The 22,181-nt window shown below is 65.8% G+C and carries 21 protein-coding genes and 1 tRNA gene; 6 read left to right on the plus strand and 16 right to left on the minus strand.

Annotated elements, in window-relative coordinates; all coding sequences use genetic code 11:
* Positions 1 to 13: 13 nt before the first annotated feature.
* Genes HZY97_RS05010 through metG form a run of 4 tightly spaced genes read right to left on the minus strand, consistent with a single transcriptional unit; the run spans position 14 to position 3,694 of the window.
* Positions 14 to 658, minus strand: coding sequence for a TIGR02281 family clan AA aspartic protease (locus tag HZY97_RS05010; RefSeq protein WP_180141157.1), 645 nt, complete (start codon positions 656 to 658; stop codon positions 14 to 16).
* Positions 655 to 1,422, minus strand: a complete 768-nt coding sequence (locus HZY97_RS05015) for an MBL fold metallo-hydrolase (RefSeq protein WP_180141159.1) — start codon at positions 1,420 to 1,422, stop codon at positions 655 to 657. Before HZY97_RS05015 ends, HZY97_RS05010 begins: the two co-directional genes overlap by 4 nt.
* Entirely contained in the window at positions 1,419 to 2,198 is a 780-nt protein-coding gene (locus tag HZY97_RS05020; RefSeq protein WP_180141161.1) for a TatD family hydrolase, read from the minus strand. Before HZY97_RS05020 ends, HZY97_RS05015 begins: the two co-directional genes overlap by 4 nt.
* On the minus strand, positions 2,195 to 3,694 hold the full coding sequence (gene metG, locus HZY97_RS05025; RefSeq protein WP_180141163.1) for a methionine--tRNA ligase: 1,500 nt from the start codon (positions 3,692 to 3,694) through the stop codon (positions 2,195 to 2,197). The genes HZY97_RS05020 and metG overlap by 4 nt, the downstream gene beginning before the upstream one ends.
* A gap of 67 nt (positions 3,695 to 3,761) precedes the next feature.
* Here metG and HZY97_RS05030 point away from each other — a divergent pair, with 67 nt between their 5' ends.
* On the plus strand, positions 3,762 to 4,373 hold the full coding sequence (locus HZY97_RS05030) for a hypothetical protein (protein ID WP_180141165.1): 612 nt from the start codon (positions 3,762 to 3,764) through the stop codon (positions 4,371 to 4,373).
* A gap of 104 nt (positions 4,374 to 4,477) precedes the next feature.
* Here the strand turns inward: HZY97_RS05030 and HZY97_RS05035 are convergent, their stop codons facing one another.
* The 5 genes from HZY97_RS05035 to HZY97_RS05055 all read right to left on the minus strand — a co-directional run bounded on the left by HZY97_RS05035 (position 4,478) and on the right by HZY97_RS05055 (position 9,357).
* Positions 4,478 to 4,804: a hypothetical protein gene (locus tag HZY97_RS05035; RefSeq protein ID WP_180141167.1), complete on the minus strand. Its 327-nt coding sequence runs from the start codon at positions 4,802 to 4,804 to the stop codon at positions 4,478 to 4,480.
* Between the two features lie 52 nt (positions 4,805 to 4,856).
* Positions 4,857 to 5,831, minus strand: coding sequence for a DNA polymerase III subunit delta' (locus HZY97_RS05040; RefSeq protein WP_257214873.1), 975 nt, complete (start codon positions 5,829 to 5,831; stop codon positions 4,857 to 4,859).
* Between the two features lie 139 nt (positions 5,832 to 5,970).
* Positions 5,971 to 7,140 (minus strand): D-alanyl-D-alanine carboxypeptidase family protein, encoded by a 1,170-nt coding sequence (locus tag HZY97_RS05045; RefSeq protein WP_180141171.1) that lies wholly within the window; start codon positions 7,138 to 7,140, stop codon positions 5,971 to 5,973.
* 17 nt (positions 7,141 to 7,157) lie between these two features.
* Positions 7,158 to 8,243, minus strand: coding sequence for an SPOR domain-containing protein (locus HZY97_RS21055; RefSeq protein WP_180141173.1), 1,086 nt, complete (start codon positions 8,241 to 8,243; stop codon positions 7,158 to 7,160).
* A 79-nt stretch (positions 8,244 to 8,322) separates the two neighbouring features.
* On the minus strand, positions 8,323 to 9,357 hold the full coding sequence (locus HZY97_RS05055) for a lytic transglycosylase domain-containing protein (protein ID WP_180141175.1): 1,035 nt from the start codon (positions 9,355 to 9,357) through the stop codon (positions 8,323 to 8,325).
* Between the two features lie 107 nt (positions 9,358 to 9,464).
* Between HZY97_RS05055 and HZY97_RS05060 the strand changes: the two genes are divergently transcribed.
* From HZY97_RS05060 to HZY97_RS05080, 5 genes are all read left to right on the plus strand, one after another.
* Positions 9,465 to 9,554: transfer RNA gene (locus HZY97_RS05060), tRNA-Ser, on the plus strand.
* A 22-nt stretch (positions 9,555 to 9,576) separates the two neighbouring features.
* A complete protein-coding gene (locus tag HZY97_RS05065; protein WP_180141177.1) occupies positions 9,577 to 10,317 on the plus strand; it encodes a hypothetical protein in 741 nt (246 codons plus the stop codon).
* A 588-nt stretch (positions 10,318 to 10,905) separates the two neighbouring features.
* The gene (locus tag HZY97_RS05070) at positions 10,906 to 13,416 is read left to right on the plus strand and encodes a TonB-dependent receptor domain-containing protein (protein ID WP_180141179.1); all 2,511 of its coding nucleotides are present in this window, start codon (positions 10,906 to 10,908) and stop codon (positions 13,414 to 13,416) included.
* A 123-nt stretch (positions 13,417 to 13,539) separates the two neighbouring features.
* Positions 13,540 to 15,399, plus strand: a complete 1,860-nt coding sequence (locus tag HZY97_RS05075) for a methyl-accepting chemotaxis protein (protein WP_180141181.1) — start codon at positions 13,540 to 13,542, stop codon at positions 15,397 to 15,399.
* Between the two features lie 91 nt (positions 15,400 to 15,490).
* Positions 15,491 to 16,528, plus strand: a complete 1,038-nt coding sequence (locus tag HZY97_RS05080) for a DUF2332 domain-containing protein (protein ID WP_180141183.1) — start codon at positions 15,491 to 15,493, stop codon at positions 16,526 to 16,528.
* A gap of 19 nt (positions 16,529 to 16,547) precedes the next feature.
* Here the strand turns inward: HZY97_RS05080 and HZY97_RS05085 are convergent, their stop codons facing one another.
* The 7 genes from HZY97_RS05085 to bamA form a co-directional block, all read right to left on the minus strand.
* Entirely contained in the window at positions 16,548 to 17,075 is a 528-nt protein-coding gene (locus HZY97_RS05085; RefSeq protein WP_180141185.1) for a hypothetical protein, read from the minus strand.
* Positions 17,076 to 17,171: 96 nt separating this feature from the next.
* The gene (locus HZY97_RS05090) at positions 17,172 to 17,429 is read right to left on the minus strand and encodes a PilZ domain-containing protein (RefSeq protein ID WP_257214874.1); all 258 of its coding nucleotides are present in this window, start codon (positions 17,427 to 17,429) and stop codon (positions 17,172 to 17,174) included.
* Positions 17,430 to 17,565: 136 nt separating this feature from the next.
* Positions 17,566 to 17,796 carry a 50S ribosomal protein L31 gene (rpmE, locus tag HZY97_RS05095; RefSeq protein WP_180141189.1) on the minus strand — a complete coding sequence of 77 codons (231 nt, stop codon included), beginning with the start codon at positions 17,794 to 17,796 and terminating at the stop codon, positions 17,566 to 17,568.
* 90 nt (positions 17,797 to 17,886) lie between these two features.
* Positions 17,887 to 18,102: a hypothetical protein gene (locus HZY97_RS05100; RefSeq protein ID WP_180141191.1), complete on the minus strand. Its 216-nt coding sequence runs from the start codon at positions 18,100 to 18,102 to the stop codon at positions 17,887 to 17,889.
* Positions 18,102 to 18,581: a 3-hydroxyacyl-ACP dehydratase FabZ gene (fabZ, locus tag HZY97_RS05105; protein ID WP_373684295.1), complete on the minus strand. Its 480-nt coding sequence runs from the start codon at positions 18,579 to 18,581 to the stop codon at positions 18,102 to 18,104. Before fabZ ends, HZY97_RS05100 begins: the two co-directional genes overlap by 1 nt.
* Entirely contained in the window at positions 18,578 to 19,330 is a 753-nt protein-coding gene (locus tag HZY97_RS05110) for an OmpH family outer membrane protein (protein WP_218942863.1), read from the minus strand. The genes fabZ and HZY97_RS05110 overlap by 4 nt, the downstream gene beginning before the upstream one ends.
* Positions 19,330 to 22,116 carry an outer membrane protein assembly factor BamA gene (gene bamA / locus HZY97_RS05115; protein ID WP_180141673.1) on the minus strand — a complete coding sequence of 929 codons (2,787 nt, stop codon included), beginning with the start codon at positions 22,114 to 22,116 and terminating at the stop codon, positions 19,330 to 19,332. The genes HZY97_RS05110 and bamA overlap by 1 nt, the downstream gene beginning before the upstream one ends.
* Positions 22,117 to 22,181: the final 65 nt, after the last annotated feature.

A 22,181-nucleotide genomic window follows, 5' to 3' on the forward strand; every position in this document is an offset into this window, starting at 1 on the left:
CATTATGTTAAATCTAGCTGCGGTCGCCGGAGGTCGGCAGCAGCACCCGCTCTTCCCGGCGTTTGGCCGGTTCGAGGATCAGGACGCGGTTTTCGACGCGCCAGGATTTGAGCCGCGACAGGAAATTCATGCCGAGCACATCGAGATCGCCGAAGCTGTCGCCCACCACCAGCGGCAGATCCTGCGTGGTCAGCGGCCCAATCGCCACGTCGTCCGCGCGCGCCGGCTGCGCCTGTACCGTGCCGTTAGCGGTCTCGATCACCACCGGCGGCGCCAGCGACGGCTTCACGCCGGCAGCCGCGGCGGTATCCGCCGAGATCGCAGTGACCGTGGCGCCGCTGTCGACCAGCATCCGCCGTTCTACGCCGTTGATCTTCACCCGCGCCCAGAAATGTCCGTCCGGGCTCATCTTGATGCGCACCGTCTCGCCCTGGACGCTCTGCTGCTCATAGCCGAGCTTCTCGGACGCCGTGGCAAGCAGCCCGCCGAGTTCCTGGCGGTGGTTCATCACGATCAGCATCGTCACACCGACAATGCCCCAGATCACCAACGTCTGGACGAGGCCGCGGAGCGTGATCCGCCGCGCCGTCAGTGCCTTCAGCGCGAGCATCAGCGCGCCAAGCAGGAACAGCAACTGGACCAGGCGATCGTCGGTCATACCGCAACCTCCATGCCGTCGAAGCCCGGCTCGACTCCGGCGGGAAGCGAAGCTGTGAGCGTCGCATAGTCCATCGAATTGTCCATATGCGCGAGTAGGGTACGGCGCGGCGCAAGGTCACTCACCCACCCCAGCACGGCACCCAGATCGGCATGGGTCGGATGCGGCTGCCGGCGCAGGCAATCGACCACCCACAGGTCCAAATCCTTATACAGTTTACGCATATCCTGCGTCATCTCATTGAAATCTATAGCATAAGCTATGGATTTTCCGTTACTTTCAAAACGCAGGCCCGCTGATGTAATGCCGCCATGCGGCTGATCCGTCACGCGGATATGGATATCGCCGATGGTGATCGCATCCGGCAGCGGCTCGATCGCCACCGTCGGGCGGTAAAGCGCCCGGCCGTTGAACACATAGTCGAAGCGCTTGCCGAGCTGCTCTAGCGTGAACGGCCGGGCAAGCCCGCGCAGCGGCTCCCCTCCCCGCAAATGCATCAGCACGCGCAGGTCGTCGATGCCGTGGCAGTGATCGGCGTGGTCGTGTGTCCAGATTACCGCGTCGATATCGGTGAGCTCCGCCGCCAGCGCCTGTTCGCGGAAATCGGGGCTGGTATCGATGAGGATGCGCGTGGTGGCGGTCGACACCAGTGCCGAGGCACGGGTGCGCCGGTTCCTCGGCTCGGCAGGGTCGCAGTCACCCCAGTCGTTCCCGATCCGCGGCACGCCGGACGAAGTCCCCGAGCCGAGGATGCGCAGCTTCATGCCAGGGTCTTGGCGAACAGCTTGTGGAAATTCGCGCGAGTCGCGTCCGCCAGCGCGTCGGGATCCTCGCCGCGCAACTGCGCGAGGAAACGGCAGGTATCGGCGACGAACGCCGGCTCGCCGGTCTTCCCGCGGTGCGGCACCGGCGCCAGGAACGGCGCATCGGTCTCGATCAGCAGGCGATCGAGCGGCAGCTGGGCGGCGGTGTCCTGCAAATCCTTCGCGTTCTTGAAGGTGACGATGCCCGAGATCGAGATGTAGAAGCCCAGCTCGAGTGCGATTTCGGAGAATTCCCGGCTCGCGGTGAAACAGTGGATCACGCCGGGGAAGGCCCCCTTCCCCATCTCTTCGCGCAAGATCTCGGCGGTGTCCGCCTCTGCGTCGCGGGTATGGACGATCAGCGGCAGCTGCGTCTCGCGGCATGCGGTGATGTGCGTCCGGAAACTCGCGCGCTGGCGATTACGGTCGCTATGGTCGTAATAATAATCGAGCCCGGTCTCGCCGATGCCCACCACGCGCGGATGCCGCGCCTTCTCGATCAGCTTCGACGCATCGATATCGGGATGCTCGTCCGCCTCATGCGGATGAATGCCGACCGATGCCCAGACGTCCGCCTCGCGCTCGGCGACGGCGATGACCTCGTCCCATTCGCGCTCGCGAGTCGAGATATTGAGCATCGCCACCACGCCCGCCTCGCGCGCACGCGCAAGCACCTCGGGCTGCTGCTCGCCCAGGCCCTTGTAGATCAGGTGGCAATGGCTGTCGGCCAGTCTCACGCTTCTTCCTTCAGCTCCAGCCGGGGGAAGATGGGGGTCGGCGGCGCGATACGGAAGTCCGCATCGCCCATCGGGCCAAGCTGATCGAGCAATTTGGCTGCCGAGCCCGGCACCACCGGCGCGATCGTGACGGCAAGACGTCGGATCGCGCGCAGCAGCGTGCTCAGCACCGCGTGCATCCGCTCGGGATCGGTCTTGCGCAGCCCCCAGGGCGCCTGCGCATCGATATACTGGTTGCAGGCGAACACGCCGGTCATCCAGATCTCCACGCCCTGGCTCAGCGCCAGATCCTCGAACGCGCGGATGAAGCCGCCACAGGCATTGTCGACCTCGGCGATCAGCACGCCGTCGGCTTCCTCGCCGCGCCCGGTCTCGACCTTGCCCTCGCAATTCTTGGCGATGAAGGCGAGCGTGCGCTGGGCAAGGTTGCCGAAGCTGTTCGACAGATCGGCATTGGCCCGGGTGACGATCGCCTCGTCGCTGAACGTGCCGTCATTGCCGAAGCTCACATCGCGCAGCAGGAAGTAGCGCAGCGCATCGACGCCGTAATAGTCCGCCAGCGCCATCGGATCGACGACATTGCCGACCGACTTGGACATCTTCTCCCCGCGGTTAAGCAGGAAGCCGTGCCCGAACACCTGCTTGGGCAGCGCAATCTTAGCCGACATCAGGAAGGCCGGCCAATAGACCGCGTGGAAGCGGACGATGTCCTTGCCGATCAGATGGATATCCGCCGGCCAATAGCGCGCCAGCCGCTCCTGATCGTCGGGATAGCCCGCGCCGGTCAGGTAATTGGTCAGCGCATCGACCCAGACATACATCACATGCCCCGGCGAACCCGGCACCGGCACGCCCCAGTCGAAGCTGGTGCGCGAGACCGAAAGATCGGCGAGCCCGCCTTCAACGAAGCGGAGGATCTCGTTGCGGCGCGATTCCGGGCGGATGAAGTCCGGATTGGCGGCGTAGAAGTCGAGCAGCGGCTTTTCGTATTTCGACAGCTTGAAGAACCAGGTCTCCTCCGCGGTCCACTCCACCGGAGTGCCCTGCGGCGAAAGCTTCTCGCCCCCTTCCCCCTCGACGAGCTCCTTCTCCTCGTAGAACGCCTCGTCGCGCACCGAGTACCAGCCCTCGTACCGATCAAGGTACAGGTCGCCGGCGTCCGCCATCGCCTGCCAGATCGCCTGGCTTGCTTTGTAGTGATCGGCCTCCACCGTGCGAATGAAACGATCGCACGAAATATCAAGCTTCTCAGCCATCTCGCTAAAATATGCGGACATCTCGTCCGCAAGCTCGCGCGCAGTCATGTCGCGGTCGCGCGCCGTCTTGACCATCTTGAGGCCATGCTCGTCGGTACCGGTCTGGAAGAACACGTCGCGGCCCTGCTGGCGCTGGAAGCGCGCGATCGCGTCAGCGGCGATCATCTCATAGGCGTGCCCGATATGCGGGCGGCCATTGGGATAGTGGATCGCGGTGGTGATGTAGAAGGGGTCGGCCATAGGGCGCGTCTAGAGGCTGGGCGCGGCACATGCTAGTCTTGGCGCGGTTCAAAAAGCGGAGGGGCGGATGCGGATCCTGGCACTCACGGCACTGCTGATCGTCACGCCGGCAGCGGCGCAACAGGCCTCGCCCGAGATCAAGGCCGAACTCGCAAAGGGCGAAGCGGTCGAAAGCGTCACCAATGGCGACCTTAACGGGGACGGTCAGTCCGATATCGTGCTGATCGGCTCCGGTGAGGAAACGCGCACGGTGAAGGCGATGCTGCGCGTAGGCGGCAAGCTCGTCACGATCGGCACGCTCAAGCTCGACACCTACCCCCTTGGCGCCGCGGATGTGAGCATCACCAAGGGCGTGCTCAAGATCACCGACCTGGTCGGCGGCACCACCGCGGTGAACACTGTCTATCGCTATCGGCTGGCGCCGGGTCCCAGACCACGGATGCGGCTGATCGGGATCGACGCGATGCTCTACAGCCGCACCTATGCGCATGACGGGTTCGAGTTGAGCTGGAACCTGCTCACCGGCGACCAGATCACGCGCGACATGAAGCTCAACAAGAAGGGCGGCGATGCGGCGTACGACCCGATCATCGAGAAGAAGGCGAAGAAGCCGAGCAAGCCGCTCTACATGGAAGACACGCCCGACCCGAACGCGCTGATCGGCTGGGGCGAGAAGTAGCCACTAGCTCTCAGCTGTTCCCCGGCGAAAGCCGGGGCCCAGGGTTACTCTTCCGTGTCGCTTGTAACTGGCCCCCGGTTTTCGCCGGGGAACAGCGTGGAAAATCAGCCCAGCATCTTCTCGACCGACACCGGCGCATCGCCGATCGCCACACCGGTCTTGCGCTCATGGACCTTGCGCACCGCCTCGGCGATCTCCTTGTCGATCGCGTCCTTCTGCTTGGGCGGCAGCTTCTTGTAATCCTCTTCGGAGAGATCGTGCTTCTTGAGCACCGCGTCGCGGGCGCGCTCTTCGGGCGTTTCGCTCGCGGCCTTTTTGAAGGCCTCCAGGATCGCGTCGAAGTTCGTCGTGCTCGCGCCATTCGTCGCGGCCGCGCCCGAGGTGGATGCGCCGCTGGTGTCGATGCCCGTAATGCCGGTGATTGCGCTCATATTCCGATCCCCTGTTTCGGGCCCGAAATAACCGCCGATGCCTAAAGCGGCGTTAAGCGCGGCCCAGCCTCGCGAGGATGCCGCCCATCTCGAACACCGTCGACGAGGCGTCGAGCGACAGCCCGGTCGCCGCCCCACCCAGCTCGCGCGCGGCACCATAGGCATCGAGCGCGGTGCGCAACGCGTCACCCGAGAGCGGCTTGGCGCGTTCGGCTATGAAGCTCGGCGCGCGTTCGAGGAAGGCCTCATAGCGTGGCTGCGCGGCCTTGATGCCGAGCAGCTTGGCCAACCGGCTGCGGATCATGTTGGAGGGATCGCCGGTCTCGGCGAGCGCCACCATCTCGCTTTCGATCGCGGCGATATCGAGCCCGGCAAAGCCCAGCGCCCGGCCCGGCGAGCCCTCGCCCGCCTTGACCAGCGCCGCGATCTCATTGCCATTCGCGTCGGGCAGCTGCTCGCGCAGGATCGCGCTCACATCGGCGTCAGGCAGCGCCTCGAAGCGCAGCAGCCGGCAGCGCGAGCGGATCGTCGGCAGCAGCCGGCCGGGCGCATGGCTCACCAGCAGGAAGATCGTCCCCGCCGGCGGCTCCTCGAGATTCTTGAGCAGCGCATTGGCGCCGCCGCGCTCGAGATCGTCGATCGCATCGATCACGATCACCCGGCGCGACGAAAAGCTCGGCTTGGTCGCAAACAAGGGTTGGAGCGAGCGGACCTGCGCGATCGTGATCGAGCGGGCGAGCGCCTCGTCGGGCTTGTCCGGATCCTTGGGCAGCCGAACCAGCTCGCGATAGTCCGGATGCGCGCCGGCGTTGACGAGATGGACGGTCTGGCTCTCCTCCGGCACATCCCAGCCGGGGGCCAGATGATCGCGACCGGCGCCTTCAGCCAGCAGGCGCAACGCCGCCGCCCGCGCGAACATGCCCTTCCCCACCCCCTCGGGCCCGGCGATCAGCCAGGCGTGGTGGAGATTGCCGCTCGCCATCGCCGCGGCGAGCGCCGCGCGGGCGGAGTCGTTACCGATCAGCATCAATCCCTCTCCCATTGGGAGAGGGAGGGAGGCGCGAAGCGCCGGAAGGGTGAGGGCAGAAGGATGAGGCCTGCCCTCACCCTTCCCGCTCGGCTGCACCGAGCGGGCCCCTTCCCTCTCCCGATGGGAGAGGGAATCATCACATTCCGAACAGCGACCAGAACCCGCGCCAGGCGCGGCCGAAAAAGCCCGCCTCGCCCACATCCTTCTCGGCGACCAGCGGCACGGTCTGCGACGGCAGGCCGGGCGAGTCGATGACGAGGTCGGCGATATGGTCGCCCGCCTTGAAGCCGGCCGGAACCGGGCCGTTATAGACGATACGGCCCTGCATCTCGGGCGCGGTGCCGGCCGGCACGGTGGCGGTCAGGTCGCGCGGCGCGATCACGCCAACGCTGCTCGCTGTCCCGCCTTGCACCTGGATCTCACCGACTTTGCGGCCCTTCTTGACGATCGGGCGCGGCTGCCAGGCGCGGAAGCCCCAATTCATGAACTTCACCGATTCCTCGGCGCGGCCACCATAGGTGTCGAGCCCGGCGACCACCATCACCAGACGGCGGCCATTCTGCTCGGCCGAGCCGGTGAAGCCATAGCCGGCTTCGTCGGTATGACCGGTCTTCAGGCCATCGGCGCCCTGCACCTTGCCGAGCAGCGGATCACGGTTCGCCTGGCTGATGTCGTTGCCGGCGCCCAGCGTCTTGCCCCAGGTGAAGCTGGGCAGCGCGTAGAACTGCTTGTAGAGGTCCGGATGGTCCTGGATCGTCGCCTTGGCGAGATGTGCCAGGTCACGCGCTGTCACATAGGTGCGACCTTCATCGGGCCAGCCGTTCGACGTACCGAAATGGCTGTTGCTGAGGCCGAGCTTCTTGCCCGCCTCGTTCATCCGCTGGACGAATGCTTCCTCGGTGCCGGAGATGCCTTCCGCGAGCACGACACAGGCATCATTGCCCGACAGCGTGACGATACCCTTGAGCAGGTCGGACACGGTCGGCTTCTCGCCCACCGCCAGGAACATGGTCGAGCCCTGCGAATGCCACTTCTTCCAGGTCTCGGGCTGCACTTCGATCTGCTTGTCGAGCTTGAGCTCGCCCCGCTTGATCAGGTCGAAGGCGACATAGACCGTCATCATCTTCGCCATCGATGCCGGCGGGATGCGGCGATCGGCGTCCTTGGCATAGAGCACCGCGCCCGAGGACAGGTCTTCCATATAGGCGATCGGCGCCGGCGTATCGAAAGGCGGCGGGCCTGCGGCATGCGTGGACGCGGCGGCGGCAAGCGCCAGGAACGATGCAGCAAGCAGATACTTCTTCATGGGGTCCGTCCGGCCTTTCAGTTGGCTTGGACGCGTGCATCTCCATAGCCCGCGCCCGCGGCGCGCCGTCGTGCCGCATCGGCCTCGCCCGCCGTAGCGAAGGGACCGAGCTGGACACGATAGAGCCCGCCCCCCGGCTTTACGAACCCGCCTAGGCTTTGGGCAAGCGCTTGTGCGCGGCTTGCGTTAGAAAGTGCGGCAACCTGGACGATATATTTGCCATTTGCGGCCGGCCGAGCCGTCGGTGGGGCCGTCCGGACCGCTGCCGGGCGCGGTGCGGCCGTCCGCGGCGGGCTATAGCTGGGCGTGCGCGGGGCGGCACTGGCATAGCTTGGCTGGCTCGGAAGGCGCTTGCGCAGCGCCGTCAGCAGCACCTGCGGCGCATCGGCGCGGTCGCCGGCCGCGTGTCCCGCCTGGAGCGCATTCTTGTCCATCGCCGGTGGGTTCACGCTGCGGATGCGCACGCCGACGCTGTCGCCACTCGCGCCAAGCAGCCGCGCGGCGCCGGCCGACAAGTCGATCGGATGATCGGCGCCCGGGTCCGTGCCGGTGACGAGCACGAGGATCGTCCGCCCGGTATCGAGCGATGTGACTTCGACATAGGAATTCGCCGGCAGCGAGCGATGCACCGCTACCACCGCCTGGTCGGCCGCACCGCCACCGCTCACCGGGCGGACGCCGGCATAGCCGATCTCGTCATAGCGCGGCGTCTCGCCGGGCGCAGGCTGCGACGAGCCGGCTGGACCGGCAGCTCCGGCGGCGGGATCAGCATAGTCCTGCGGCATTTGCTGCTGTGGAGCGGGCTGGGGCTGCCATTGCTGCTGAACCGGAGCCGGCGCGGTGCGCTGCTGGCGTGCCGGCGCGCTGCCGGGAACCGCATAGGAGGCGCCGGGCGCGCTCGACTGCTGCTGTGCGGGCGCGGGATCGGCCCATTGCGGCTGCTGCTGATATTGGGGCTCGGGCTGCTGCTCCACCGGCTCGGGCGCCGGCTGCACCTGCGGCTGGGCCGGCTGCTGGCGCGCAGGGCGTGAGCGAAGCGTGCCGTCGGCGGCGCGCCAGGTCTCGGTGGACTGATCGTCCCCGCCATAGGCTTGCGCAGCCACGGAGCCCCGCTGCTGCATCGGGTGGGCATAGCTCGGGGCTCCGCCGCCAAGGGCAGCCAGGAGCGAGAGCGCGAAAATGCTAGCGTTCGACCTCATCGGCGAGGAGGCCTACCGACAAAGCGTAAAAATTCGAGCAATTATAGTCGAGGATCACGCGATAATTTCCGGTGAGCAGATAGCCGGTCTTCCCCGGGCCATCGGGCTCGAGCAGCGTCGCCTGGACATTATCGGCCGGCCAGGCGCGCGTTTGCGGCACGATCCCCAACGCGCGCCACTCCGCCATCGTCTTCCAGCGGCTATGCCGGTCGAAGACGCGCGGGCAGCGCGGCGCAACGCTCTTGTTGGCGATCGCGCCGCGGTCGAGATTGGCCGGCACGCTCACTGCGAAGCCCCAGGGCTGGCCCGGGCGCCAGCCGGCATTGACGAAATAATTGGCGATCGAGGCGAGCGTGTCCGCCTCGCTCGTCCAGATATCGGCCATCCCGTCGCCATCGCCGTCACGCGCCAGGCGGAGATAGACTGAGGGCAGGAATTGCGGCCCGCCAAAGGCCCCTGCCCAGCTGCCGACCAGTTTCTCGCGCGGGACGCCGCGGTCGACCATCTTGAGCGTCGCGATGAACTCGCTGGCGAACAGGTCGCGGCGGCGGCCTTCATAGGCGAGGCTGGCGAGCGCGCGCGGCAGGTCGAAGCCGCCCATCACCCGTCCGTAATTGGTCTCGTGGCCCCAGATCGCGACCATGATCGATTCGGGCACGCCGGTCTCGGCTTCGATCCGCTGCAGCCGACTGCGCTCGCGCTGATAGGCGGCGCGCCCCTGCCCGATCCGCGCGGCATCGACATGCGCGCGGCGATAGGGCTCGAAATTGGAGATCGGGGCGTTGGGCGCGGTCTCGGGCTGCTGGCGGTCGAGCTGCACCACGCGGGCATTATAAGTGAGCGTCGGGACGACCATGTCGATCGTGCGCCGGCTCACGCCTTCGGAGGCCGCCTGGCGCGAAAGCTCGCCCAGATAGGTCTGGAAGCCGCTTTCGTCCTGCGCAATCGCAGGCGCCGCCGTGATTACGGCCACACCAAGCGCCAACAGGCTACGCACTACACTATTTCGTCCCCGCATGGTCTTTTTGTGCCACAGGGCAGCGCGATGCAGAACCCCTTGGGCAATGCTTTCGTCAACAAATTGTGGCGGATCGTCGCGGATCGCATTAGCGGGGGGTCTGACGCGGAGAGGTGGCCGAGTGGTTTAAGGCAGCGGTCTTGAAAACCGCCGTGGGTGGAAGCTCACCGTGGGTTCGAATCCCACCCTCTCCGCCAAATATTCCAGGGGGTTATGCAGATGTCCGGATACTGGATTGCAGCCGTCGTCGCACTCACCCTGCTCGCCCCCACCCCTGCGCAGGCCGGTTCGTGCGAAGACAAGGCCGCATGGGCCGCCGCGATCAAGCCGGACATCGACAGAACCTTCGCGCTGATGAAGGCGCAGGACAAGCCGGGCTTCACTGCGATACTGCCCGCCCTGCAAAAGCGCTATGCCGCCCTCCCCGCCGCCATGCCGTTGGCCGAGCGCTGCGGCGGCGAGGTGCGCGTCTATGACGAACACCAGTTCCTCACCTATGACGCCGCGAAGAAGGCGGGCAAGGCGATCGACGGCTTCCCGGCCGGCTCCAACTTCGTGCTGAGCAACCTCCATTATGCCGAGCTCGCCTATGCGGTCGGTTGGATCCAGTATGAGATGGAGGACTTCGCCGGCGCCAAGGCGAGCTATGCAAAGGGCCTGGCGATCGCGCCGAACCAGCATGACCTGACCAAGGAATATGTCGCCACCCTGCTCAGCCTCTCGGCCTATGCAGACATGCCGCCGTTCATCGATCGCTTCCTCGCAAGCGACAAGGACAGCGCCGGTGCGGAGCGCGCCAACCTCATCGCCGCCAAGGGCATCGGTCTCGCCGGACTGGGCGACCTGCCCGCCGCCACGCGCGCAGCCAATGAGGCTCGGGCGATCGACCCGAACAATGAATATGCGCAATTGGTGTTGAATCTCGTCGCGCAGCGCAGCCAGGCCAAGCCCGCCCAATAGCGCCCCAATCCCGGCTTCTTCCCCCTCCCCGGCGGCACAAATATGTGTCCCGCGCGCAACACTGCGCCCGCAAGTTGCGCGCGCGCACCGCCGCTTGCGCCGAGAAATCGTTGTATCTCAGAGATATGCAGAATTTACGCAGAATAATAATTTTACGTAGTTTCGACCCGCCTCCCGAACGACCCGGCTATATTAACGGCGTGGCCCTCCGGCCGCGAGTGAGGGGGAAGGAGCAAGGTTCGACGCGCATCTAGCCCGTAAAGGGCGTGAAGACTGCACATAGGCAATGGCCGGATGTCCGGCCGTTCCGTCATGTCGAAGCGAGGAGCAGGGGGAGCCGCTCCGCGCGAACGCACAATCCGCATCGCAAGTCCGTCAACCTGCGCGATCCATGTCGCGCCGGATCGGGTCCCTGCGTGCCCGCTGCGTCCGCATCGCCCGGCACCGTCCTTCCTTCCCAGTTTTCGCTTCGACCAAGGCCAGCCGCGAGGGACCGCGCACGCCGAGGACGAAGCAACAGAGCATCGCGAATTCCAGGGAAACACGACCCCGCAGGGTCACCAATTTCTAAGGTGGGTAACCAATATCATGAAGAAGCATTTCCTGTTGATCACTGTTGCGCCGTTCGCGCTCGTCGCGCCTGCCATGGCCAACGAAACCGTCCCGGCCGCACCGGTCGTGTCGAACACCGACGCGAAGCCCGAAGGTCAGGACCAGAAGGCCCCGGCCAAGAAGGGCACCGAAGAGGTGTTCTCGACCGGCGTCGCCAAGGGCCGCGACCGTCTGGACAGCGCCACCTCGACCAGCGCCCTGCGCGCCAGCGAGGTCGACAAGATCGGCGCACGCTCGATCTCGGAAATCCTCCGCGACATCCCCGGCATTCGCGCCGAAGCCTCGACCGGTGAAGGCAGCGCCAACATCACCATCCGCGGCCTCCCGATCGCCTCGACCGGCGCCAAGTTCCTGCAGCTGCAGGAAGACGGCCTGCCGATCCTCGAGTTCGGCGACATCGCCTTCGCGACCGCCGACACGTTCCTGCGCGCCGACCTGAACCTGGCAGCCGTGGAAGCGATCCGCGGCGGCTCGGCTTCGACCTTCGCATCGAACTCGCCCGGCGGCATCGTCAACTTCATCTCGAAGACCGGCGACACCGAAGGCGGCGCCGTGCAGCTCTCGGCCGGCCTCGACTATGGCATGCGCCGCGTCGACTTCGACTATGGTGCCAAGATCACCCCGACGCTGCGCTTCCATGTCGGCGGCTTCTACCGCGACGGCGAAGGCCCGCGCGCGACCGGATACAACTCGACCCATGGTGGCCAGATCAAGCTGAACGTCACCAAGGAGTTCGATGGCGGCTATGTCCGCGTCTACGCCAAGTATATGGACGACGTGACGCCGGCCTATGACATCACCCCGATCGCGGTGAGCGGCACCAACCTGAAGCCCGTCTACAAGAACATTGCCGGCTATGACGTGCGTCATGACTCGCTGTTCTCGAAGAACTTCCAGAGCCAGCTGACCCTCAACGGCCAGAACCAGCCCGTGCGTGACGACGTCACTGCCGGCCAGCACCCGATCGTCAAGTCGATCGGTCTGGAGAGCAAGTTCGAAGTCGCCGGCTGGGACCTGACCGAGAAGTTCCGCTACGCCGACATGTCGAACCACTATATGGGCATCTACTATGCCCAGTTCGTGCCCGCGGCAGCGATGCCGGCGGCGTTCGGCGCCCCGGGTGGCTCGCTTCGCTATGCGAGCGGCCCGCTCACCGGCCAGACCGTCACCAACCCGACTACGCTGAACGGCAACGGCCTCGGCGCGCTGATGATGCTCGCCGACACGGACCTGCACAGCCTGCAGAACATCACCAATGACATCCGCGCCAGCAAGGTGTGGAAGCTCGGTGACAATGACCTGACCACCACGGTCGGCGTCTACAGCTCGCGCCAGACGATCCAGTCCGACTGGGACTGGGCGAGCGTTCTCAGCGGCATCTCCGACAATGGTGACGCGGCGCTGCTCGACGTCGTGACCCCGACCAACATCAAGGTCACCCAGGACGGCACGCTGCGCTATGGCGCGCCGACCCCCGGCCAGTTCCGCCGCACCTACGACCTCGCCACCACCACCAACGCGCCGTTCGCCTCGGTGAACCTGAAGATCGGTGGCGTCGCCATCGGTGGCTCGCTGCGCTACGACTTCGGCAAGACCGAAGGCACCGTCTTCGGTGCGGATCTCGGCGGCGGTCGCGTCGGCACCGTTGCCAAGGACATCAATGGCGACGGCGTGATTTCGGTCCCCGAGATGGCAGTTGCCTACACCCCGGCACGCGGCGCCCCGGTCGACTACAATTATGGCTATCTGTCCTACTCGGCCGGCATCAACTGGCGCATCGCGGAGCCGCTCGCGGTCTTCGCTCGCTACAGCCGTGGCGGCCGCGCCAATGCCGACCGTATCCAGTTCTCGCCGCTGGTGAGCACGCTGGACGGCAGCATGATCGACAAGGACGCCGCGGTGGACGTGGTGCACCAGGCCGAGGCGGGCGTTAAGTTCCGCAACGACAACCTGACGCTCAACGTCACCGGCTTCTGGGCCAAGGCCGAGGACAGCAACCTCGACTCGACCACCGGCCAGCCGCTGCTGCGCGACTACAAGGCGATCGGCGCCGAGTTCGAGGGCAGCTACCGCATGGGTATCTTCAGCATCACTGCTGGCGCGACCTATACGGATGCCGAGATCGTCAAGGACGTGCTCACCCCGGCGAACAACGGCCACACGCCGCAGCACCAGGCGAAGCTGATCTACCAGGTCACCCCGCAGATCACGACCGACAAGTTCAGTGTCGGTGCGGTGTTTGTCGGCACGACCGGCAGCTGGGCCACCGCTGCGAACACGCTGAAGGTCCCGGGCTACACGACGACCAACGCGTTCGTGCAGTTCCGTCCGCTCGACAAGGTCACGCTGTCGCTCAACGCAGCCAACCTGTTCGACGTCGTCGCGATCACTGCGATCGACGACGCGGTGATCCCGGCGGCAGGCGTTGCCCGTGCGCACGTCCTCAACGGCCGCACGATCTCGGGCTCGGTCCGCTTCGACTTCTGATCGGGAACAAGGCCCGGGCCGCGCGAGGGGCGCGGCTCGGGTCCTCTCCTGTTCGGAAGGCCCCCTTTGAGGGTGGCAGCAATGCGGTCGCAAGAGCCGTCACCTCGATAAAGGCTAGGAAATATGTTCAAGGCCATGAAGATCCCCAGGAAGCTGGGACTTTCGTTCCTGACGATCTGCGCGACGGCGGCAGTCGTGATGCTGGTATTCTATTCCAGCATTTCTGCGATTCGCGGCTCGACCGACGCCAACAATCTCAGCCAGTCCATTCACGCCAAGACGCTCGGTCTCGAGACGGCGCTGCTGCGCCAGAACAGCCAGATGCGCGGCTTCCTCGTCACCGGTGACGAGACCTATCTCAAGTCGTACAACGAAGGCGGCGCCGACTATGACAAGACGTCGGCCGAGCTCGAGGACCTGCTCAAGGAACCCAAGCTCGCGGCGGCGCTCGATCAGTCGCGCGACGAAACGCTGAAGTGGCGCAAGGACTGGAGCGATCGCCTGATCGCCAAGGTCAAGGCAGGCCAGCGTGACGCGGCAGAGGCCGAAGTCCGTGCCGCGGGCAAGGCAGTGCTGACCAGCAACGCCGTGCTGCCGCTGCGCGAGATCAAGGACGCGCAGACCGCGCTGATCGAAAAGAACAGCGCGCGCCAGGAATCGGCGATCGGCACGGCATTGTTCGTGCTCGTGGTCGGCGCAATCGCGCTGATCGGCATCGCCATCGCACTCGCCGTGATGCTCACGGGTCTGATCGCCAAGCCGATCAGCGGCCTCACCCGCACCATGGCGGATCTCGCTGCGGGCCGGAACGACATCGCGGTGCCCGATACCGATCGTGGCGACGAGCTGGGCGACATGGCACGTGCAGTGCTGGTGTTCCGCGATGCCGCGGTCGCCAAGCAGGCGTCCGATGCCGCCAATGCGCGAGCAGAGGCCGAGCAGAAGATGGTCGTCGAGACCATCTCGACGCACCTCTCCGAACTGGCCGGCGGTAACCTTACCGCCGAGATCACCCAGGCCTTCCCGGGCGATTACGAGGCAGTGAAGACCAACTTCAACGCCGCCGTGACCGAGCTGCGCAGCCTGATCGCTTCGGTGATGGAATCGGCATCGTCGATCCACACCGGCTCGAGCGAGATCGCCCAGGCCTCGGAAGACCTGGCACGACGCACCGAAGCCAATGCCGCCAGCCTCGAGCAGACGGCAGCCGCAGTCACCCAGATGAACGGCCGCCTGCGCGCGACCGCCGATGCTGCCAACCGCACGGTTGCCCGCGCCGACGACACGATCTCGACCGTGACCAACGGCCGCGAGACTGCCGACGAAGCGGTGCAGGCGATGGGCCGCGTCAGCGAAAGCGCCAAGGGCATCGACTCGGTCATCGAAGGGCTCGACAAGATCGCCTTCCAGACCCGCGTTCTCGCGATGAACGCCGCCGTCGAAGCCGGCCGTGCCGGTGAAGCCGGCCGTGGCTTCGCGGTGGTCGCCGATCTCGTCTCGGCGCTCGCGATGCGGGCGGAAGAGGAAGCCGGCCGCGCCCGCGACCAGCTGACCGCTACCCAGACCGACATCACTGCGGCAGTGGAGATGGTCCAGCGCGTCGACGGCGCGCTCGCCAACATCTCGACCGGCGTGGGCGAAGTGCACGGGCTGCTCGGCGAAATGGCGTCGGACAACCAGGCGCAGGCGACCGCGATCAGCGAAGTCAGCACCGCGATCGGTGCGATGGACCAGTCGACCCAGCAGAATGCGGCGATGGTCGAGGAAACCTCGGCTGCCGCGCGTAACCTCGCCAGCGAAGTCACTACGCTCTCCGAGCAGGCCCGCCGCTTCAATGTCGGCGAGCCAGGGCGTCGGCCCGCGGCGATGACGTCGGCCAAGTCCTATGTCTCTCCGGTCAAGCCGCTCCCGGCGGCTGCGGTGTCGGCACTGGTGCGCAAGAACGGCGCCGGTGCTGCCGCGGACGACTGGCAGTCCTTCTGAATGCGGCCCGGCCCGGTGGCGAAAGCTGCCGGGCCGGATCGTCTGTGCCCGCGTGTCACCGCCTCTCGGGGCGGCAAGGAAAATAACAAAGATGAACATGATGGTTCTCTCGGTCGAAGGTGAATTGCGCCGTCAGGCCCGAGTTGCACGCCGGCTCGGCTCGCCGTTCGTCGCGTCGGTGCTCGAGGCCGGGCATCGCCAGCTCGGCCGGGCGCCACGTACCGAGGCGCTGATCGAGAGCTGGCCGCGCGATCCGTCCGCCTCCGCGCTGGCGATGCGCTTCAACGCCGCGCTTCATTGCCTCGCCCGCCGCGGCGAACTCGAAGTGCTACGCGGGCTCTACGCCCGCGAGCATGAGGATTATGACGGCGCGATCGGCGCCGCGCTCGCCGCCTCCGACGATTTCATCGCCGGCTGGATGGAGAATACCCCGCAGACCAACGAAGTCGGCCGCGCTGCCGCGATCGGCGCCGCGCTGATGGCCGCGCGCCATCGTTTCGGCCTGCCCTTCGAGCTGTTCGAGCTGGGATCGAGCTGCGGCCTGAACCTCAACCTTGCCCGCTATGGCTATGATCTGGGCGGCGTGATCGCCGGCGAGGAGCATTCGCCGGTGCAGGTCGTGCCGTTATGGACCGGCCCCGCCCCCCTTCCCGCCCCGATCGAAGTCGCCGCGGCGCGCGGAGTCGATCTTAATCCGCTCGATGCCGGAGACCTCGCCACGCGCGAACGGCTGCTATCCTATGTCTGGGCCGATCAGCCGGGCCGCGCCCGCCGGCTCGAGCGTGCGCTTGACCTCGCGCTGCGCCATCCCCCGCGGATCGACCGCGCCGATGCCGCCTCCTGGCTCGCCCAGCGGCTCGAGGAACCGCAGACGGACGGGCTATGCCGAGTCGTCTTCCATTCGATGGTGCTGCAATATCTCACGGCCGAGGATCGCCAGTCGGTGCTCTATGCGATCCGCACCGCCGGCGCCCGCGCCACCGAAGCGCGGCCGCTCGCCTGGATCAGCTTCGAATGGACGCCGACGCGCAGCGAAGTGCATCTGTCGCTCACCTGCTGGCCGAGCGGCGAGACGAAGCGGCTGGCGACCTGCCATGCCTATGGCAACTGGATCGATTGGCGCGGCTGAAACGGGACCCCGGGGGCGATCAGTCCCCCGGCATCGCCTTCCAAAGCGCGGATGCCACCCCGCCGCCGCCCAGGCTGACGGGCGAGGTGTCCTCCTTGCCGTCGATGCGCCACACCAGCATGGTGCTCAGCGCCGAACGGCGGAAGCGCGGCTTACGGTAGTCGGAAAGAATATCGTACACCGCCCAGCTGCTGCCTCGCACGCTGGTAGTGTTCTTGCCGATGTCGAGCTTGGCGAGATGCCAGGCGGGCAGCGCGCGCACCTGTTCGATCGAGAAGCTGGTCTGGATGACTACCGGCTCTTCCTGCGGCACCGGCCTTGCGGCAGGCAGCACGGCAATCTCACGCCGTTCCACACCACGATAGGCGATCGGCAGGAAGGTCGGACGTTGGGCCGCGACGCCGCGGCCAGGTGGCGCGGCACGCGAAGCACCATCGGCAGCCAGAAGCGCCTTGATATTGGGTATGATCGGCAGGTCCCTATCGCCTGCCAATACCGTCGTGGGCGCGGCACATGCCGCCGCGCAAAGCAGCAGACCCTTGAGCATCACCAGTTTCCCCAGCAGGTGAAAGCTTGAAGAGGATGTCCTAGTTCGCAGACAAGCGCAATCGGCCGCGCATCCTTTCGGCGCACGGCGCAGTCGTTATGCCGTAAGTGCTTCGAAATTCTCGGGTGTAAGCGCGGTCTGGAACTCGAGGCCGGCCTCGAAATCGTTCGACCAGACGACGCGCGCGGCCACATGCCCGATATTGGGCAGCGCCAGCCAGATCATCGAATTGGCCTTGATCAGCGAATAGGTCTGGATGCGGGCGCCGTGCAGCGAAAGGTCGGTCACCTTGCACAATGCGCGATCCAGGCCTCCGCGGCCGATCTTCGCATCGAGCGACACGGGCGCACGCATCGAGCGTCGCCGGCCAAGCTCTTCGGCCGGTTCGAACTCTGCTGCGAATGCTCGTGCTGCGCTTGCCATGTTGGGCAAGCTACCGTCGGGTGGCTAACGGCGCGTTAACGAGAACGCGCCGTTTCACCCATCCGGCTTACTTCTTGCCGAGGTTCAGGCCACCGAAGCGCTTGTTGAAGCGCGCAACCTGGCCGCCCTGATCAAGCATCTGGCCACGGCCACCGGTCCAGGCCGGGTGTGCCAGCGGATCGATCTCGAGCTGCATGAGATCGCCTTCCTTGCCCCAGGTCGAGCGGGTCTCGTAGGTCGTCCCGTCGGTCATCTGGATCTTGATCATGTGATAGTCGGGATGGGTATCTTTCTTCACGTCCAAATTCCTTGAAAAGCCACCGGTTTCCGACCGGCAGGAGGGCGCGCGGTTAGCAGACGCGCGCGGCCTGTGCAACTTCGTAAAATATCAGCGCCGCACCAGCCACCAGCGGCGTGCAGCCACGCCGGCCCAGATCGCCTCGACCAGCCCGAACGGCCATGCGCCCTGCAGGAAGCCATAGGTCGATCCGAGAATGCAGGAAGCCGCGAAGGCAAGGATCCACCCTGCCCCGCGGCTTTCCAGCGCATAGCTAATCAGCATGGCTGTCACCGCGAACAGGCCGAACGCGGTGAGCAGGTCCATCAGGCTGCCGGCGGATCCGCGATCATCGCAGTGAACTCGCACTCGGTGGCGACTTCACCGTTGAGCGTCGCTCGGCCGGCGAACTTGCAGACGCGCGAACGCTTCTGGATGAACTCGACCTCGAGGCGAAGCAGCACGCCGGGCTCGACGGGCTTGCGGAACTTCACGCCATCGATCGACATGAAATAGACCAGCTTGCCCGATCCGGCGAGGCCGAGGCTCTCGACGGCGAGCACGCCTGCCGCCTGCGCCAGCGCCTCCACCTGGAGGACGCCGGGCATGATCGGCCTTCCGGGGAAATGCCCCTGGAAGAATTCCTCGTTCATCGACACCGCCTTGATCGCGACGATTCGCTGGTCCGGGACCAGCTCCTCGACGCGATCGACGAGCAGCATCGGGTAACGATGCGGCAGCGCCGCCATCACCCGCTGAATATTCAGCGGGCCGATGTCGGCGGCTGCCGTTGCTTCCTCGCTCACCGCGGTTCGGCGGGCTTCTTGGCGCCAGCCGGAGCGGGCGCTGCGGGAGCCGGAGCGGCACCCGCCGGGCGCTGCTGCTGCTGGGCAGCCGCCTGATAGGCGCGGAGCTGCTCGAGCTGGGCCAGCTGCTGCTGCAGCGCCAGCGTCTCGCGCGCGGGCTGCCACTCGGCCGGCGGCTGGATGCTCACGGTCGGCACCGACTTGTCGAGCTCGGCGGTGATCGCGTCGCTGATGTCGGCCGAATCGGGCGCATACATGAAGGCTTCCGGCGTCAGGATCACACCGATCTTGCGGGCAGTGACGACGCGCATCTGCGCACCGTCATACTGGCGCAGGATCGACTCGATCGCGAACAGCTCGGCGCGGGCGGCCGGGTTGCTCAGCTTGCCGACATCGGTGTTGGCAGCGGTCTGCAGCGCGGCGATCCGGTCGAGCACCGGGTTCTTCGCGGCCTTGGCAGCGTTGATCTCGGCGTCGTCGACCTTCTTGTCCTTGTTGGTGTCGAGCTGCGCGAGGAGCGGCTCGGCTTCCTTCTGGGCAGCCTGACGGCGCGCGCTGATCTGATCGAAGGCGGCCTTGAAGGTCGTCTGGATCTGCTGCTGGGCTGCCGCGAACGCCTTGGACGAATCGACGACACGAACCGGGCTGGCGGTGGCGATGCCGTTCACCTGCGCCTGCGCGGGAGCCGCGAAGGCAAGCGCTGCGGGCGCAGCGAGCAGCGCGGCAAGAATGCGCTTCTTGATAATCATTAGAATTGAGTCCCTACATTGAAGGTTACAAGCTTGGTGTCGTCGCCCTTGGCGTGGAGCAACGTCTTGGCCACGTCGATGCGCAGCGGTCCGAAGGGCGAATTCCAGTTCACGCCGAAGCCGATCGAAATACGCGGCATCGCGGAATCGCCGACATAGCGTTCGTAGAACGGTGCGATCTGGTTGTTGTAGACCGCGTTGACCGAGGTACCCGCGCAGGGCGTGCTCGCGTTGACCGAATAGCCGACGGCGCAGGTGGTCAGCGCACCCGAGTTGGTCGGGTCGGAAGCACTCACGATGTAATATTGGTTGCCCGCCGAATCCTTGACGAGATTGTCCTTGGGCAGCAGCGACGGCGACCCGTCGGTGTTGTACTTCAGCGAGCCGTCGGTGTTCTTGGCCTGCTCGAACTCGATCGTCTTGCCCGGCTTGGTGATGCTGAACAGGCTGCCCGCCATCACGAAGATCGACGGACGCAGGCCCATTTCGGCCGCACCGGCACCCAGCGGAATCTCCAGCTCGGCCTTGGTCAGGTAATAGGCCTTGCCGCCGATCGCGTCGTCGGTGACCTGGTCCTTGTCGGTGACGAGGAGCTGATCGCCGCCGGCCACGGTGCCCGTGTAGCTGTAGCGCTGCACGCGCGGGCCGACGCCGCGGATATCAAAGCCGCGGAACTGCGGCTCGCCCAGGTAGAAGCGGTCGGTGATGCGCACCGGATCGCTGCCCGGCGTGGTCGCCTTCTCAAGGCTGTGGATGTAGCCGCCCTCGACCGAGAGCGACGCGATGAAGCCCTTGCCGACGTTCCAGTATTTGTCGCCGTCGAGGCGGGCGCGCAAATAGCGCACGTCGCCGCCGACGCCGGCGAAGTCGCCGCTCACCGACAGGCGCGAGCCGCGGCTCGGGCGAATACGGCTGTTCAGGCTGTCATAGGTCAGCGTGACGCCGATCAGCGAGGTCAGGCGGTTGCCCACCGCCTCGCAATAATAGCGGCCGGCCTTGAGCGGGTCGCAGGTGTCGAGGATGCCGTCGTTATTGGTGTCCGAATAGAAGCTCGACTTGTCGAGCGTCACATTGTCCTGCGCCAGATAATAGCGGCCCGACAGCGTCCAATATTCGGTCAGCGGCACGCCGGCCACGAGCTGGAAGCCGGTCGAGACCTGGCTGTAGGTCGTCGAGCGGTCCGAGCCGATATAGTTGAACGCGTTGTAATCGCGGCGGAAGATCGTGCCGCCCAGCGCGATGTTCTTGTCGAACAGATAGGGCTCGGTGAAGCCCAGCTCGAGCGACTTCGAGTAGCTCGAATAGTCGACCGAGGCCGACACCGTCTGGCCCATGCCGCGGAAATTGCGCTGGCGGATCGACGCCTGAAGGATGAACTGCTCGAGGCTCGAGAAACCGGCCGACAGCGTCAGTTCGCCATTGGCGCGCTCTTCGACATTGGCCTTGAGCACGATGCGATCCGGCGCCGAACCCTCGACACGCTCGATCTCGAACTTGTCCTGGAAATAGCCCAGCGAGTTGATGCGGTCCTGCGAGCGCTTGACCAGGAAGGTATTGAAGGCGTCGCCCTCTGCCACGCGGAACTCGCGGCGGATCACCTTGTCCTGGGTCTGGCGGTTGCCGGTGATGTCGATGCGCTCGATATAGGTACGATTGGCTTCCGCGATGTGGAAGTTCATCGCCATCGTCAGCGAGTCCTTGTCTCGCTGGAACTCGGGGCGCACGTCGGCAAAGGCGTAGCCGGCGATGCCGGCGGTCTCGCTCAGCTGCTCGACCGTGTCTTCCACGGCCTTGGCGTCATACCACTGGCCTTCCTTGATGCTCAGCGCCGCGGCGAGCTTCTTGTCGTCGAAGTCGCGGATCGCGCTGTCGACGGTGACCGGACCGAACTTATAGCGGGGGCCTTCTTCCACCACATAGGTGATGATGAAGTCCTTCTTGTCCGGCGTCAGCTCGGCCACGGCCGAGATCACACGGAAATCGGCATAGCCGTTGGTCAGGTAGAACTGGCGCAGCTTCTGCTGGTCATAGGCCAGACGGTCCTGGTCGTAGCTCGTGTTCGAGCTCATCAGGTGCATCAGGCTCGACGTCTTGGTCGCCATCTCGCCGCGCAGCTTGCCGTCGGAGAACACCTCGTTGCCGATGATGTTGATCTGGCGAACCTTCGACTTCGGGCCCTCATGGACTTCGAAGATCACGTCGACGCGATTCTGGTCGAGGCTGACCATCTTCGGCTCGACCACGGCGGCGAAGCGGCCCTGGCGGCGATAGAGCTCGATGATGCGCGCGACGTCGGCGCGCACCGCGGTGCGGGTGAAGATCTGGCGTGGCGCCAGCTTCACTTCCTTCTTGATCTTGTCTTCCTTGAGCCGCTTGTTGCCCTCGTAGATCACGCGGTTGATCACCGGGTTCTCACGGATGCGGATCACCAGGTCGCCGCTCTCGACGCCTTCGATCGACACGTCGGCGAGCAGCTCAGAGGCGAGCAGGTCCTTGATCGCCTGGTCGACGGTCTCGTTGGTATAGGCATCGCCCACGCGCAGACGCGTGTAGCTCATCACCGTTTCCGGCTCGATGCGCTGCGAGCCCTGGACGCGGATCGACTTGATCGTGCGCGTCACCTGGGGCGTCACGGGCGCCGGAGCAGCCTGGGCCGCAGCCGGAGCGGGCGCAGGGGCGGTCTGGGTCGCAGTCTGCGCAAGCGCCGCACCCGAGAGCATAGTGCCCGCGAGAAGGGTCGCCGTGGCGCGCGCGCCGATTTTCGTTGCCTTGATCGCAGTCACCATCCCACCCCAGTCGGAATCAAAATACCGGCCGTCAGCCACGCGGCTTGCACCGCCCTGCACGAACC

This window comes from Sphingomonas sp. R-74633 (assembly GCF_013416555.1).
Classification (GTDB): domain Bacteria; phylum Pseudomonadota; class Alphaproteobacteria; order Sphingomonadales; family Sphingomonadaceae; genus Sphingomonas.

Coding starts and splice junctions, on each gene's coding strand:
- HZY97_RS05045 (WP_180141171.1), bottom strand. CDS start 7,140: ATGAAGAAGTATCTGCTTGCTGCATCGTTCCTGGCGCTTGCCGCCGCC.
- HZY97_RS05040 (WP_257214873.1), bottom strand. CDS start 5,831: ATGCTGATCGGTAACGACTCCGCCCGCGCGGCGCTCGCCGCGGCGATG.
- HZY97_RS05075 (WP_180141181.1), top strand. CDS start 13,540: ATGTTCAAGGCCATGAAGATCCCCAGGAAGCTGGGACTTTCGTTCCTG.
- HZY97_RS05010 (WP_180141157.1), bottom strand. CDS start 658: ATGACCGACGATCGCCTGGTCCAGTTGCTGTTCCTGCTTGGCGCGCTG.
- HZY97_RS05015 (WP_180141159.1), bottom strand. CDS start 1,422: ATGAAGCTGCGCATCCTCGGCTCGGGGACTTCGTCCGGCGTGCCGCGG.
- metG (WP_180141163.1), bottom strand. CDS start 3,694: ATGGCCGACCCCTTCTACATCACCACCGCGATCCACTATCCCAATGGC.
- HZY97_RS05035 (WP_180141167.1), bottom strand. CDS start 4,804: ATGAGCGCAATCACCGGCATTACGGGCATCGACACCAGCGGCGCATCC.
- bamA (WP_180141673.1), bottom strand. CDS start 22,116: ATGGTGACTGCGATCAAGGCAACGAAAATCGGCGCGCGCGCCACGGCG.
- HZY97_RS05030 (WP_180141165.1), top strand. CDS start 3,762: ATGCGGATCCTGGCACTCACGGCACTGCTGATCGTCACGCCGGCAGCG.
- HZY97_RS05090 (WP_257214874.1), bottom strand. CDS start 17,429: ATGCGTGCGCCCGTGTCGCTCGATGCGAAGATCGGCCGCGGAGGCCTG.
- HZY97_RS05080 (WP_180141183.1), top strand. CDS start 15,491: ATGAACATGATGGTTCTCTCGGTCGAAGGTGAATTGCGCCGTCAGGCC.
- HZY97_RS05085 (WP_180141185.1), bottom strand. CDS start 17,075: ATGCTCAAGGGTCTGCTGCTTTGCGCGGCGGCATGTGCCGCGCCCACG.
- HZY97_RS05070 (WP_180141179.1), top strand. CDS start 10,906: ATGAAGAAGCATTTCCTGTTGATCACTGTTGCGCCGTTCGCGCTCGTC.
- HZY97_RS05065 (WP_180141177.1), top strand. CDS start 9,577: ATGTCCGGATACTGGATTGCAGCCGTCGTCGCACTCACCCTGCTCGCC.
- HZY97_RS05110 (WP_218942863.1), bottom strand. CDS start 19,330: ATGATTATCAAGAAGCGCATTCTTGCCGCGCTGCTCGCTGCGCCCGCA.
- HZY97_RS05100 (WP_180141191.1), bottom strand. CDS start 18,102: ATGGACCTGCTCACCGCGTTCGGCCTGTTCGCGGTGACAGCCATGCTG.
- HZY97_RS05055 (WP_180141175.1), bottom strand. CDS start 9,357: ATGCGGGGACGAAATAGTGTAGTGCGTAGCCTGTTGGCGCTTGGTGTG.